Below are 13,921 nucleotides of genomic sequence, written 5' to 3' on the forward strand. Positions count from 1 at the left end.
AAATAAAATGGAGGAAGAGTCAAATATGAGAATTTTTAAAAATGCCAAAATATACTCTATGGATAAAAATGACAGTATTTATGAGGCTTTAGCTGTTGAAAACGGCAGAATATCATTTGCGGGCACTAATGAAGAAGTATTAAAAAAATATTCAGATGCTGAAGATATTATTGATTTGGAGGGTAAAACTGTTATACCGGGATTTAATGACAGCTGTGTTAATTTTGTAGGTTTTGCCCGTTTTAATACTATGCTTAATTTAAGCAAATGCGAATCTATAAAAGAGGTTATTGAATTAGCTAAAAATGCTGAAAAATATGAAGGCTGGATTATAGGCTGGGGTTGGAATCAGGATTATTTTGAAGAGAAAAGAATGCTTAATAAAAATGATTTAGACAGCATATCTAGTGAATTTCCTGTAGCCTTTAGAAGAGTATGCGGTGAAATGATAGTTGCAAATAGTAAGGCACTTGAAATTTGCGGTGTTACTGAAAAAATGAAATCTGACAGTATAGATTTTGAAAACGGACTTATAAGTTCTAAGGATATGATATTAATTTTATCAAAAATTAAGTCATTAGAAATAGATACTTTAAAATCAATAATATTAGATACTCAGGAAGAATTTTTCAAAATGGGTATTACTTCTGTACAGACAGATGATTTGAGAAGTTTACCTGATTTTGATTATAGAAAAATTATAGATGCTTATCAAAAACTTCATAGAGAGAAAAAACTAAAAATCAGAGTATGCGAGCAGGCACAATTTATCAATAAAAAAGATATAGATGATTTTAGAGAATATTATTATTATCAATATATTAATGATGAAAGATTCAAAGTGGCTCGTATAAAACTTATTATAGATGGCGGTATAGGTTCAAGGACAGCACTTTTAAGAGATGATTATAATGATGCTAAAGGTTTCAGAGGCGTTACACAGTATAAACAGGAAGAACTTGATGAATTGGTAGAATATGCTAATAGCTTGGACTATTCTTTAGCTATACAGGCTACGGGAGATGGTGCTATTGATATGGCATTAAACTCAATAGAAAAAATAAAAGATACCAAAGATTTTAAATATAGAAGAAATGGTTTAGTATATGCTCAAATAACAGATAAGCAATTATTTGAAAGAATGAAGGAATTGAATGTGGGTATATATTATCAGCCTATATTCCTTCACTATGATATGCATATTGTTGAAAATAGGGTAGGTAAAGAAAAATCTTCTACTTGTTATGCTTATAAAACTGCCAAAGATATGGGAGTACATATTGGATTCGGATCATCAGGTCCTGTTGATGATATTAGTGTTATGGAAGGGATACATTGTGCTGTTAATAGAGAGGATTTAAATGGCTGGCCTGAAAATGGATGGATACCTCAGGAAAAACTTACAGTAAAAGAGGCAGTTTATCTTTATACTATGGGAAGTGCTTATATGTCTTCTGAAGATAATATTAAAGGAAGCATCGAAGAAGATAAATTGGCTGACTTTGTTGTTTTAGACAGGGATATATTTGAAGTAGACACTAAAGAAATCAAAGATATTAAGATATTAAAAACTATAATCGACGGAGATATAGTTTATAGTGCTTGATATTGATTAACATATAAGTAAGTATGAACAAAAAGGATTTAACTATTAATAGTTGAGTCCTTTTTTATTTATTAGACCTGTTGCAATTTTTTACATACATATAGTGATATTATACATAATAAATATAAAAATAATATTTATAGTTTTAATAATTGGGGCTTTGCCTACGAAGTACACATTCGTGCCAAACCCCACTTCTTTTGCCGAATAGGCACCTACTCGGTGGTGACCCATACAAAGTACGCCTTTGGCGAGAAGCAAAAAGACTGCATTTTTATATCTTATTTATATAAAGTTATATTACATTTAAAACAAAAAATACTATATAAATTACTGTAAATAAAATCATATCCTATATTTTTAAGTTAACTGTATAAATTTACAAAATTGCAACAGGTCTATTATGTAATTTTATTCTTTTTGTAATATTATGAAATTACAGAATATTTATTTTCATTGCATACAAAAAATTGTATTTATCACATTTGTATATATGCATTAATTCTGATTCATTCTTATTTATTGTATTAATAGGAATACATAGTATGATATTGGGGCAGTAAGTATTACACTATCGAATATATCGAATACTCCTCCATGTCCCGGAAATAACTTACTTGAGTCTTTAGTGTCATACATTCTTTTTATTAAACTTTCACCCATATCACCTAAAAAGCCTGTAAATGTAAATATTACAGTTAATAACATTAATTGAGGAAAAGAGAAATTAGGTATGTTTTTTCCAAGTAAAAAAGATAAATATCCGTTTGAATATAAGAAATAATATAGTATTGAAAGCGGTATAGTAAATATAAACATACCAAGTAAACCTTCATAACTTTTATTTGGAGAAGCACTATTTGATAATTTGTGCTTTCCAAATTTTCTTCCTACAATATATCCTCCTGTATCGCTGAACCAAGCACATAATAAAATGAATACTATATAATATTTTCCGCTAGGCATAAAACGCATAAGTGATATATGCCATACTCCTAAACCAACATATATAAAGCAGAAAACAGCAGTTAATATAGCCCTTCCTTTCTCTTCAAATGTAGACACATGAACTTTAAACATATTAATGATAAATAGTGCAGCTATCAAAGCAAAAACCATTACCAATGATAAATCCATAGAAGGGTCTTTAGTTTCTACTATTTTATAAAGATTGGAGAAATCGCCTTTAAATACATTTACATCGCATATAGTTATAATATAGCCTAATACCATAGCTATCATAGTTGTTATTACAGTTCTCAAATTCTTTTGCCTATGCACTTTAGCCATGTAGAATATTTCTGATGCACTTAAAATAGATATAGCTAATATTGCCAAATGAAATAAATATATAACTTTATCATAAAACATTATAATAAGAAATAACGGCAATGTCAGACATACAGATATAAGCCTTTTTTTCATAATTTTTATAGACCTCCATATCTTCTATTTCTATTTGAGTATTCTTCTATAGCCTTTTTGAAATATTCTTTAGAAAAGTCCGGCCATAATATATCTGTAAAGTATAATTCGCTGTATGATGCCTGATACATTAAAAAATTACTTAATCTGTATTCTCCTGAAGTTCTTATCAAAAGATCCGGATCTGGTATTTCTTTTGTATATAGGTAATTTTGAATAAAGTTTTCATCAATATTTTCTATTTCTATTTTATTATTTTTAGCATCATAGCATATATTTTTTAAAGCATTTTTTAATTCATCTCTGAAGCCGTAATTTAAAGCTAATATAACGGTTAGTATTGGATTTTTACATTTTTCAAGAGTTTCTTTTTCTGTTTCTTCTATTGTTTCTATAGTATCTTTTGGAAATGCTGTAATATCGCCTATATGTTTTACTAAAATATTATTTGAAATAAGTCTTTTAATTTCTTTTTTGTAGAATTCTTTTAATAATTTAAATAATGCTTTTTTTTCTTCCTCTGGTCTTTTCCAATTTTCTGTGGAGAACGCATATAAAGTTAAATATTTTATATTTAATTCACAGCATGCTTCTACTATATTAATTACATTTTCGCTTCCAGCTCTATGTCCAAAACTTCTGCTTTTATGATGAGATTTAGCCCATCTCCCATTGCCATCCATGATTATAGCCACATGTACAGGTATATTCGGCTCATCAGTAATCATATAGTATCTAATTCTTTTTCTTTTGCAGTAATCATTTCATCAATTTTTTTTATATATGAATCTGTATCGTTCTGTATTTTCTTCTCCTGAGATTTTGATTCATCTTCAGTAATAGTTTTATCTTTTAATTCTTTTTTTATTTTATCATTTTCATCTCTTCTTATATTTCGTACAGCTATTTTAGCTTCTTCACCTCTATGTCTTACACCTTTTTTTAATTCTTCTCTTCTTTCTTTGGTGAGTTCCGGCACTACTATTCTTATATTTCCGCCGTCATTGAAAGGATTAAAACCTAAATCGGCTTTTAATATAGCTTTTTCTATGTCGCTTACTAAACCTTTATCGAATGGCTGTATCATAATAGTTCTTGAATCTGGGGTAGAAACATTTCCTACTTGTTTTAGAGGCATACTGCTTCCATAAGCCTCTACTTTTACTCCGTCCAATATAGAAGCATTAGCTCTTCCTGTTCTTATACCTTTTAAATCGTTTTGTAAACTTGAAACTGCTTTTTCCATTCTATCTTTATATGATTCTTTTGACATAGATAAAAAACCTCTTTTATTTAAAATAATTATCTTCATAAGATTATAATTTAATATAACACTATTGTCAAGTTAATTATTTATTCGTTAATTTTACAAACTTTTTATAAATTGTATGTTTTAGTAAAATTTATAAAAAACTTGTAAAATTTTTTATTATATAATAATATATATATATATAAATTGTATATTAATTAATTTTGCAGAATTAGCTTTACTAAAAATGTATATGTATTTATACAGATTTTGTGGAATATATGTATAAATTTAATAATGTTTTAAGTAAATTATTTATGTGATGATTTGCTTTTTAATAACAAATTAAAAACTATAACTAATAGTTTGATAAAAAAATATTTTAGATTATAATGTGTTGAATTATTTATTTTATCTTATATAATTGAACTATGTATTTATTAGAATTTAAAGAAATAGAAAAAGAAGTTATTTGGGGCGGCAATTATCTTGCTTCTGTATATTCAAAACCTTTTGATAAAAATAAGACTATAGGTGAAAGTTGGGAAATTTGTGATTTGCCTAATGACAATAATATTGTATCCAATGGAGAGTTAAAAGGAAAAACTTTATCTTATTTGGTAAAGGAATACGGCTTTGAGCTTTTGGGAACAAAATGTAAGGATAATTATTTCCCATTGCTTATAAAATTAATAGATGCCAAAGATAAATTATCAATACAAGTTCACCCAGATGAAGAATATGCTAATAAAAGACATAACAAACATGGTAAAAATGAAATGTGGTATGTTATGGAAACTTACGGCGATGCCAAGCTTCTTATTGGACTTAAAAAAAATATTTCAAAAGAAGATTTAATAAAATCTTTTAATAACAATGAAAATATAGAAGGTATGTTCAATTATTTTGATATAAAAAAAGGAGATGCTTTTTATATACCTAGTGGCTGTATACATGCAATACTTGGCAATGCTGTTATAGCTGAGATACAAACTCCTAGCGATGTAACTTATAGGCTTTATGATTGGAATAGAGTTGATAAGAACGGCAAATTTAGAGAACTTCATATAGAAGATTCATTTAATGTTATAAAAGATATTAATGCCTTCGATTTGAAATCTGATAAAAAAAACCGTTTAAAAAATGAAAAATTGGAAATTAATACAGTGTTTTCTAATGATTATTTTACAGCAGAAGAATATATTATAAATGGATATTATTCTTCAAAAACCAGCAAAGAAAGTTTTGAATTAATTATCGTTGTTGATGGAAAAGGATCTATAGAATCTGATATTGCAAATAATATTATTAAGCTTAATATCGGAAAAACAGTTTTGATTCCTGCTAGTTTGGGAAATTATTTTATTAAAACAGATGATATTATAAAAATTTTGAGGGTAACTTTATAATATGGGCGATATAATAGAATTAAATGATGTACATAAGAGCTTCGGCACCCAGAAGGTTCTTAATGGTGTTAATCTTAAAGTAAATAGAGGTGAAACCTTATCTGTTATAGGAAATTCCGGATGCGGTAAAAGCGTTCTTATAAAGCATTTAATGGGATTGCTTCAGCCGGACAGCGGTACTATATTAGTAGAAGGACATGATATTAATAAAATTTCTGATAATGAACTTACAGAAGTAAGAAAAAAATTTGCTATGGTATTTCAAGGGGCTGCTTTATTTGATTCATTAAATGTGTATGAAAATGTTAGTTTCGGACTTAGAAGGATAAAGAAAGATATTCCTGAAGAAAGAATAAAGGAAAAAGTTGCAGAAGTTCTTGAAATGGTTGGAATGCCTAATATAGAACATAAAATGCCTTCAGAACTTTCTGGGGGAATGAAAAAACGTGTAGGATTGGCTAGGGCTATAGCAATGGATCCGGAAATACTGCTTTATGATGAACCTACAACAGGGTTAGATCCTGTTATGTCTAGGGTTATAGATGATTTAATAGTAAAGATGCAGTCTATTCTTAATGTTACTAGTATAGTTATTACGCATGATATGACTAGCGTATTTAGAATGTCTGATAGAGTTGTTATGCTGTATAAAGGACAAATTATAGAGGGCGGAGATCCGGATCATTTGTATGAAACAGATAATCCTCATTTAAAATTCTTCTTTATGAGCAGTATAGCAAAAAAAGGAGAGGATATAGAGAGTATTAGACCAAAGGATTAATATATTTCTATACAATAATAATAAATAAAATATAATTTTAGGATAGGAAAATTATGAAAAATAAAATTAAATTAGGCGTATTTTTTATTGCTACATTTATTATATTTGTAGGAGCTATAATATTGTTAGGCAAGATAAAACTTAAAGGCGATGGATATAGAATATATGTAGATTATGTTTTTATAGGGGATTTGCAGGAAAATGGTAAGGTCTCATATAGAGGCGGCGGAATTCAAATAGGTTTTATCGAAAAAATAGCTATAAATCCTGATGGTACTATTAGAGTAACTTTATTTATTACAGATAAAAATGTTATAATTCCGGTAGGAACTAGATTCTCTATACAAACGGTAGGATTAGGACTTGGAGAAAAATATATAATGGTATCTCCTCCTGCCATAAACACAACCGGTATGACTAGTATGGCTCCTAATACAATAGTTAAAGGTGTAGAACCGTTTAGTATAGAAACTACATTAGGTTCTATAGGAGATATAGGTAAGGATTTAAACTTCCAAGAATTATCAGCAGTTGTAAGCAATCTTTCTCAAACTATAAATTTGATATCCGCTGTTATAGTTTATAATCAAACCAATATTAATGATTCTATATCAAATGTAAGTGCTACTTTATCTTATGTGAATAGCATTGCAAGAGATTTATCTTATGTTATAAATGATGTGGAGAGAGGAAAAGGTACTGTAGGAGCCATAATGAAAGATCCTCAGATGCATACTAACTTTAATCAAATAGTTGATAATTTAAGAGTATTTAGTGAAAAAATAAAAGATAATCCTTCTCTTTTGCTTTTCAGAGAACCAGAAAGTAAAAAATAGATTAAAGAATTTATTGGAGGTTAATATGTTAGATAATATTGTAGATATTTTTAGAAATGTTTTTTTTAGTAAAAAGAAAAAATCAAATTTTTCTGAGTATGATAACATATTGGATGAAATAAAGTATCTCCCTAAATCAAAATTAAATAAGTGTCTGAAAGATGCTGAGCGTATAGCAATTAAAGCAGGTAAATATTCTTTAAAATATTTCGGATGTCCAAAAAAAGTTTCAAAGAAAGGTAAAACTGATTTATTTACTGAAGTAGATTTACAAAATGAAAAGAAGATAAAAGAATATTTATTAAAATGCTATCCTAAATTTGGTTTTTATGGAGAAGAATCTAAAGATAATAACAGTAAAAAATTTACTTGGATAGTTGATCCTATAGACGGTACAAGCAATTTTATACATGGTTATCCTTTTTACTGTGTATCAATAGGGCTTGCTTATAAGGGAATACCTATATTAGGTGTAGTATATGCACCTTTGACTAATACGGTTTATAAAGCCCATATAAAATCAAAAGCATATAAAAATAATAAAGTTATAAAAGTAAGCAGCAGTAATAAACTTATAGAATCCATTATAATAACAGGATTTTATTATAATGTTAATGTTGATGATGATTTTCTTCATGACAGAATGGTAGATTTTGCTAATATGGTAAAAAGTTCCTTAGCTCTAAGAAGAGACGGTTCTGCGGCACTTGATATATGTATGGTTGCTGAAGGGGCAGCGGACGGATTTTTTGAGTATGGACTTTCACCTTGGGATATATGTGCCGGTACTATTATATTGAAACGGGCAGGAGGCACGGTAAGCAACATAAATATGGAAGAATATAATATATTTTCTAAAGAACAATATATAGCAAGTAATAAAAAAATTCATAAAGAAATGGTTAAAGTACTTGAATAAGTTCTTAATAGGTATAAAATATATAAAAAAAAATTAAGGAATGTTTTATGGTAGAAGGAAAAAGAGGAAAAGTTATTCAGGTTGTAGGTTCTACCTTGGATGCTGAATTTGAAGAAGGACATCTTCCAGCCATATTGAATGCACTTTATATAGATAAAGAAATAGAAGGTGTTCAAAGACATATAATTTGCGAAGTACAGCAGCATTTAGGCGGAGGCAGAGTAAGAGCTATATCTTTAGAATCTACAGATGGTATATCAAGGGGAGATGATATATTTGATACCGGTAATCATATAATGGTGCCGGTTGGAACAGAGACTATAGGAAGGATATTTAATGTATTGGGACAGACTGTAGATAAAGGGGAGCCTATATCTGCTAAAGAATACAGGTCTATACATGCTTCGCCTCCTAAATTTGATACATTAGAGCCTAAACTTGAAATATTTGAAACAGGTATTAAAGTTATAGATTTGCTTGCTCCTTATATTAAAGGCGGTAAAACAGGTCTTTTCGGAGGGGCGGGGGTAGGAAAAACAGTTCTCATAATGGAGCTTATACATAATATAGCAAGCGAGCATGGAGGTTATTCTGTGTTTGCTGGTGTAGGTGAGAGAACTAGAGAAGGAAATGATTTATGGTCAGAGATGAAAGAATCTGGGGTTATTAATAAGACTTGTCTTGTTTATGGTCAGATGAATGAACCTCCTGGAGCTAGACTTAGAGTTGCTTTATCGGCTTTGACTATGGCTGAATATTTCAGAGATTCTGCCGGTTTAGATGTATTATTATTTATAGATAATATATTCAGATTTACCCAGGCAGGAAGTGAAGTATCAGCATTACTAGGCCGTATGCCTTCAGCCGTTGGATATCAGCCTACTTTAGCAACAGAAATGGGAGCATTACAGGAAAGAATAACATCTACTAAAAACGGCTCTATTACTTCAATACAGGCAGTTTATGTACCTGCAGATGATCTTACAGATCCGGCACCTGCTACAGCATTTACTCACCTTGATGCTACTACTGTATTGTCAAGAGAGGTTAGTGAAAAAGGTATTTATCCTGCAGTAGATCCTTTAGCTTCTACTAGCAGAATATTGGATCCTAACATATTAGGTCAGGAACATTATGATGTAGCAAGAAGAGTACAGCATATATTACAAAGATATAAAGATTTACAGGATATTATTGCTATACTTGGTGCAGATGAACTTTCAGAAGAGGATAAATTAATAGTATCAAGAGCAAGAAAAATTGAACAGTTTTTGAGTCAGCCTTTCTTTGTAGGCGAGCAATTTACAGGACTTCAAGGAAGATATGTAAAACTAGAAGATACTATAAGAAGTTTTAAAGGTATATGTAACGGTGATTATGATGATTTACCGGATCAGGCATTTAGATTTGTAGGTTCTATAGAGGAGGCAGTTTCTAAGGCTAAAACTATGTCTAATTGATGATATTATTTCTAAATAATAATAGTATTATACCGATAAGTTTAATAGTATAAAAATATTTTATAGGTTGTATAATATGCTTTTTCAAGTAAATGAAGATAGATTAAAAAAAAGATTAAAATTTTATATACCGATTGGATTTCTTATAGTAGCTTCAGTTTCAGTTGGTTCATATTCGATTTTATTGAAAACAATTTATGAGCTTTCAAGTTCATTAAGAGGATATATATATATATTTATAGTCTTTTTAGCTTTATCTATAGCTGTAAGTATGTTTTTTGATTGTCTAAAGGTTGAAAGAGGAAAGTCTATACCTTTAGGAAAAATATATGTCATAAAATCTGGTATTGCTGTAATTTTAGTGGCAATTATTTCGTATGCTATATATATATTAGATGGAAGCATTAGTTTATTTGAAATATTTAATATACGGTTTATAATGGTTGTATTTTTAATTAGTGTGGCTATGTCCGTAGCTTCTATAATCTTTAATATATTAGTAAGACCATTATACAAAAAAACAGGAAAAAGAGAATATTATCTTCCTATGGTATATAATTTCTTGCCGGTATCAATGGCTATAGTAATATTTATAGTTACTTTAATTAATGGTATGCATTACAGATCTGAGATAATTTATGACAGAGAATATGATATTACATTGAAAAAAAGTTATGCTAATGACTTTATTAACAATATTTCAGATTCAATAGGAAAATATGTTACAATATCTGATAATATAATAGCATATATGAATATGATGTATAGAAATAATTATACTTTAAATAATTATACTGATTTATTATCTATTTATTTAAGCACTAGATATGCTAATGATAATAATATATCATCTATATACATATACTTAGTTGATCTTGAAAATGTTAATATCAATATCAATACCAATGGAATTAATAATTTATCTATAAATTGGGAATATGATATAAATAATTTAGCCAATATTAGTACAAATTTGAGACCAAATTTAGCTGCTAATTATTCAGCTAAATTATTCTCAGAAACTAATTTTTTGATAGATATAACTCCTAATGAAGATACTTTTTATATATATAATCCTATTTTACTTAACAATAGAAATATAGGATTTATTGCTTTAGAGGTAAAAAGTTCTGTATATTTGGATGCATTTTCAAATGATGATATTAATAAGAATTTGAATATATTTTTAACAGATGATTTATATAATGTCAAAGCATCTAATAATCCTTCATTAATAGGTAATTTTCAAAGAGATTTAGGCGGAAGTGCAGTTGGCATAGAAATAAAAAATAGTCAGCCTGATAACTATAGAAGCAGTATAGTAAATTTGAATATTATTTCTTTTGAAGATTCTAATATGCTTGCTATAAAATATGCTCTCTTTAATAATTTAAATGTTATAAATCTGTGGGAGCATAACATTGCTTATGAAAATCAATTATTTAGAAATACCATAATAAAGGTTTCTATAGCAATATATATAGGTCTATTTGCATTTTTATTAGTTATATTAGCTTTAATACTTTCCTTGAGAAAAACTTTAGTATTTGCTAAGAATGTATCAGAAGGGTTAAGCGAAGGTGAAGGTGATTTAACGATCAGACTTCCTGTTATTAGTAATAATGAAACCGGAGAATTAGTACATTCTTTTAATAAGTTTTTAGATAAAGTAAAAAATATTATAGTAAGTGTTAAAAATAATGCTTATACTTTAACCGGAAATATTCAGAACATGAGAGCTTCTATTAGTATAAGTATCAGCGATTTTAATACTATTTATAAAGAGTTTGAAACAGAATTGGCTAATTCCAATAAAATAGCAGAATCTTCAGCTAATGCTGCCAGAGTAAGTTTTATGCAGCGAACTAGATTCACAGCAGTTAATGAAACAGTGCAGTTATTATTAGATAATATTAATGATATTAATAATAAAATGAAGCAGCAGTCAGAGGCGGTAGCTAAGACCAGCAGTTCGGTACAGCAAATGATGGCTAATATTGTAACAGTAAGCCATGGAGCAACTAAAGCAAATGATTATGCTAAAATTCTATATACAGAAGCACAAGACGGAAGTAATATAGGAGAATCAGTAGTAGATTCTATACAAAGTATTAAAGAATATTCTAAACAGATAACTAATATTACACAGGTAATACATAATATAGCAGAGCAGACAAACCTTTTAGCAATGAATGCTGCTATAGAGGCGGCACATGCAGGAGAGCATGGACGCGGATTTACAGTTGTAGCTGATAAGATTAGAAAATTAGCAGAGGATACAGGCGAGAACTCTAAAATTATTAATGATATAATTGAGGAAACAACACAGGCTATAGATCATACAGTATCTTTGGCATTTAAAAGTTCTGAGTCTATGGAAAAGATTTTGGAAGGCTCCAATACTCTTGCCGATTTAATATCTACAATATCAGGTGCTAATGATGAACTTGATATAGGAAGACGAGAGATATTGATGAATATCAGCAACTTGAATAATATTACAGAAGATGTACAGGAGCTTTCTCTTAAACAAATGCAGATGAGTTCAGCGGTAAGTCAGAATATTTCTAGTGTGGATAAATTAGCAGAAGATGTAGTTAATGTAGTAAATACGGCTGAAAATGAGATGAAAGAATTAGTAAATTCAATAGAAAATGTATCTAATTTGTCTAGTACCAGCAGTCATAATATGGAGACAATGGATAGAAGAATTAAAGAATTGCAGTATATATTCTTGCAGCTTTATAAATTAGTAATTTCTTTCAAAACAGAAAAAACTGAAGAGGATATAGAAAAAGATAAGGTTAATACAGTTAAAGTAGATAGAAAAAGATTAAAATTAGAACGAAAAGCAGAGAAAGAGAGAATTAAAGAGGAAAAGAGAAGAATAAAAGAATTAAGAAAAGAAAGTGCTAAAAGTAAAAAATAATTTATTGAATATTTATTTTATGAAAAGAGTTAGTTTATTTGTTTTTATATTTTCTATTTTAATTTTTAATATTTTAAATTCTGAAATAACTCATAGATTCTATTGGAATTTAGAAAAAGGAAAAAGAATAGAATCAGTTAAAACAGCCGATGTAGAATATTATGAAAATGGTATATTAACAAGCACTTATAAAGAAAGAAACATTGTTGATTTGACTGTTATTGCCATAGCTCCTAAGGGCGGGTATAGAGTAAGCGGCGTATTTAAAATATTTAGAATGATGAAAGGAGATAAAGTTTTTCATCTTGATGAAGAATATACAAGCGATTTTATAATTCATACTAATGGTAAATTTGAAGTGCCGTATAATTATTTTATGCCTAATGTAAGGCATGTACCTACTTTTCCTGATAATGAAATAAAACTTACTGAATCATGGAATAGAGAGTCTATAGAAATTGTTAAAGTAAATAATGCACCTAATTTAACAATGGCATTATCTTCAGATTATTTATTTGCGAATGTTGAAACTAATGATGACGGAAGCAGAAATGCTGTTATACAATATCATATTATGACGGATAAAGATTTACTTCAGGCAGGACTTTCAAGAAAAGGTTATCCTGAAAGAATATACGGCTTTAATTATGGTACATTTCTTTGGGATATGGAAAAAAATATTCCCATATCTCAGCAGGAAAGATATCAAATATTGTTTGGTTACGGAAAAGAATTGTCTTATGCTAGTTTGCAGTATAAGATGAATATTATAAGTACATACAAAATTTATGATACAATAACAAAAGAAGAAGAAGATTATAACAGAAAGAAACTTGAAGATAATCTTTATAATGATGATAATGTTACTATAGATACAGTACCTGAAGGTTTAGTATTAAGACTTGGTGAGATTCTTTTTGATACTGATTCTTATACTTTAAAACCAGAAGCAAAAACTACTATAGACAACATTATTAGAGCAATCAAAGAAACTTATCCGGATAGAGAAATTATAGTAGAGGGACATACTGATAATACAGGAAGAAAAGAGTATAATCAGGAATTATCTGAAAAAAGAGCGAAATCAGTTGCTGACTATATGCTGCCTAATCTTGAACATGATAAATTATCTTATAAAGGTTTTGCCGATGATGATCCTATAGCTTCTAATGATACAGCAGATGGAAGAAGAAAAAACAGAAGAGTTGATATTATAATTAAATTAAGATAATTAATATTTTTATATATTTCAGAACACAGCATCATAAAAATTCTATTTTTATTAATAAATAATATATTTATTAGCA

11 protein-coding genes are annotated in these 13,921 nt (G+C 28.5%); 8 read left to right on the forward strand and 3 right to left on the reverse strand.

Features of this window, described 5'->3' with window-relative positions; genetic code table 11:
• The first annotated feature begins 25 nt into the window (after positions 1–25).
• A complete protein-coding gene (locus A966_RS09210; protein WP_008724853.1) occupies positions 26–1,606 on the forward strand; it encodes an amidohydrolase in 1,581 nt (526 codons plus the stop codon).
• A gap of 519 nt (positions 1,607–2,125) precedes the next feature.
• Here the strand turns inward: A966_RS09210 and A966_RS09215 are convergent.
• From A966_RS09215 to frr, 3 genes are read right to left on the reverse strand one after another with little or no spacing between them, the layout of a single operon-like run.
• On the reverse strand, positions 2,126–3,031 hold the full coding sequence (locus A966_RS09215; RefSeq protein ID WP_008724854.1) for a phosphatidate cytidylyltransferase: 906 nt from the start codon (positions 3,029–3,031) through the stop codon (positions 2,126–2,128).
• A gap of 5 nt (positions 3,032–3,036) precedes the next feature.
• Complete coding sequence (locus A966_RS09220; protein ID WP_008724856.1) at positions 3,037–3,759, reverse strand: isoprenyl transferase; 723 nt, start codon at positions 3,757–3,759, stop codon at positions 3,037–3,039.
• Complete coding sequence (gene frr, locus A966_RS09225) at positions 3,756–4,304, reverse strand: ribosome recycling factor (protein ID WP_008724858.1); 549 nt, start codon at positions 4,302–4,304, stop codon at positions 3,756–3,758. The genes A966_RS09220 and frr overlap by 4 nt, the downstream gene beginning before the upstream one ends.
• 407 nt (positions 4,305–4,711) lie before the next feature.
• Here frr and A966_RS09230 point away from each other — a divergent pair, with 407 nt between their 5' ends.
• The 7 genes from A966_RS09230 to A966_RS09260 all read left to right on the forward strand — a co-directional run bounded on the left by A966_RS09230 (position 4,712) and on the right by A966_RS09260 (position 13,845).
• Positions 4,712–5,689 carry a type I phosphomannose isomerase catalytic subunit gene (locus A966_RS09230; protein ID WP_008724860.1) on the forward strand — a complete coding sequence of 326 codons (978 nt, stop codon included), beginning with the start codon at positions 4,712–4,714 and terminating at the stop codon, positions 5,687–5,689.
• A gap of 1 nt (position 5,690) precedes the next feature.
• Entirely contained in the window at positions 5,691–6,470 is a 780-nt protein-coding gene (locus A966_RS09235) for an ABC transporter ATP-binding protein (RefSeq protein ID WP_008724862.1), read from the forward strand.
• A 53-nt stretch (positions 6,471–6,523) separates the two neighbouring features.
• A complete protein-coding gene (locus tag A966_RS09240) occupies positions 6,524–7,306 on the forward strand; it encodes an MlaD family protein (protein ID WP_008724865.1) in 783 nt (260 codons plus the stop codon).
• Positions 7,307–7,331: 25 nt separating this feature from the next.
• Positions 7,332–8,225, forward strand: coding sequence for an inositol monophosphatase family protein (locus A966_RS09245; protein WP_008724868.1), 894 nt, complete (start codon positions 7,332–7,334; stop codon positions 8,223–8,225).
• 47 nt (positions 8,226–8,272) lie between these two features.
• A complete protein-coding gene (gene atpD / locus A966_RS09250; protein WP_008724871.1) occupies positions 8,273–9,685 on the forward strand; it encodes a F0F1 ATP synthase subunit beta in 1,413 nt (470 codons plus the stop codon).
• 76 nt (positions 9,686–9,761) lie between these two features.
• The gene (locus tag A966_RS09255) at positions 9,762–12,614 is read left to right on the forward strand and encodes a methyl-accepting chemotaxis protein (RefSeq protein ID WP_008724872.1); all 2,853 of its coding nucleotides are present in this window, start codon (positions 9,762–9,764) and stop codon (positions 12,612–12,614) included.
• A gap of 19 nt (positions 12,615–12,633) precedes the next feature.
• Positions 12,634–13,845, forward strand: a complete 1,212-nt coding sequence (locus tag A966_RS09260) for an OmpA family protein (protein ID WP_039955745.1) — start codon at positions 12,634–12,636, stop codon at positions 13,843–13,845.
• The last annotated feature ends 76 nt before the right edge of the window (positions 13,846–13,921 follow it).

It is taken from the genome of Brachyspira hampsonii 30446 (genome assembly GCF_000316195.1).
GTDB classification, from domain to species: Bacteria; Spirochaetota; Brachyspiria; order Brachyspirales; family Brachyspiraceae; genus Brachyspira; species Brachyspira hampsonii_C.

Coding starts and splice junctions, on each gene's coding strand:
- A966_RS09210 (WP_008724853.1), top strand. CDS start 26: ATGAGAATTTTTAAAAATGCCAAAATATACTCTATGGATAAAAATGAC.
- A966_RS09215 (WP_008724854.1), bottom strand. CDS start 3,031: ATGAAAAAAAGGCTTATATCTGTATGTCTGACATTGCCGTTATTTCTT.
- A966_RS09220 (WP_008724856.1), bottom strand. CDS start 3,759: ATGATTACTGATGAGCCGAATATACCTGTACATGTGGCTATAATCATG.
- frr (WP_008724858.1), bottom strand. CDS start 4,304: ATGTCAAAAGAATCATATAAAGATAGAATGGAAAAAGCAGTTTCAAGT.
- A966_RS09230 (WP_008724860.1), top strand. CDS start 4,712: ATGTATTTATTAGAATTTAAAGAAATAGAAAAAGAAGTTATTTGGGGC.
- A966_RS09235 (WP_008724862.1), top strand. CDS start 5,691: ATGGGCGATATAATAGAATTAAATGATGTACATAAGAGCTTCGGCACC.
- A966_RS09240 (WP_008724865.1), top strand. CDS start 6,524: ATGAAAAATAAAATTAAATTAGGCGTATTTTTTATTGCTACATTTATT.
- A966_RS09245 (WP_008724868.1), top strand. CDS start 7,332: ATGTTAGATAATATTGTAGATATTTTTAGAAATGTTTTTTTTAGTAAA.
- atpD (WP_008724871.1), top strand. CDS start 8,273: ATGGTAGAAGGAAAAAGAGGAAAAGTTATTCAGGTTGTAGGTTCTACC.
- A966_RS09255 (WP_008724872.1), top strand. CDS start 9,762: ATGCTTTTTCAAGTAAATGAAGATAGATTAAAAAAAAGATTAAAATTT.
- A966_RS09260 (WP_039955745.1), top strand. CDS start 12,634: ATGAAAAGAGTTAGTTTATTTGTTTTTATATTTTCTATTTTAATTTTT.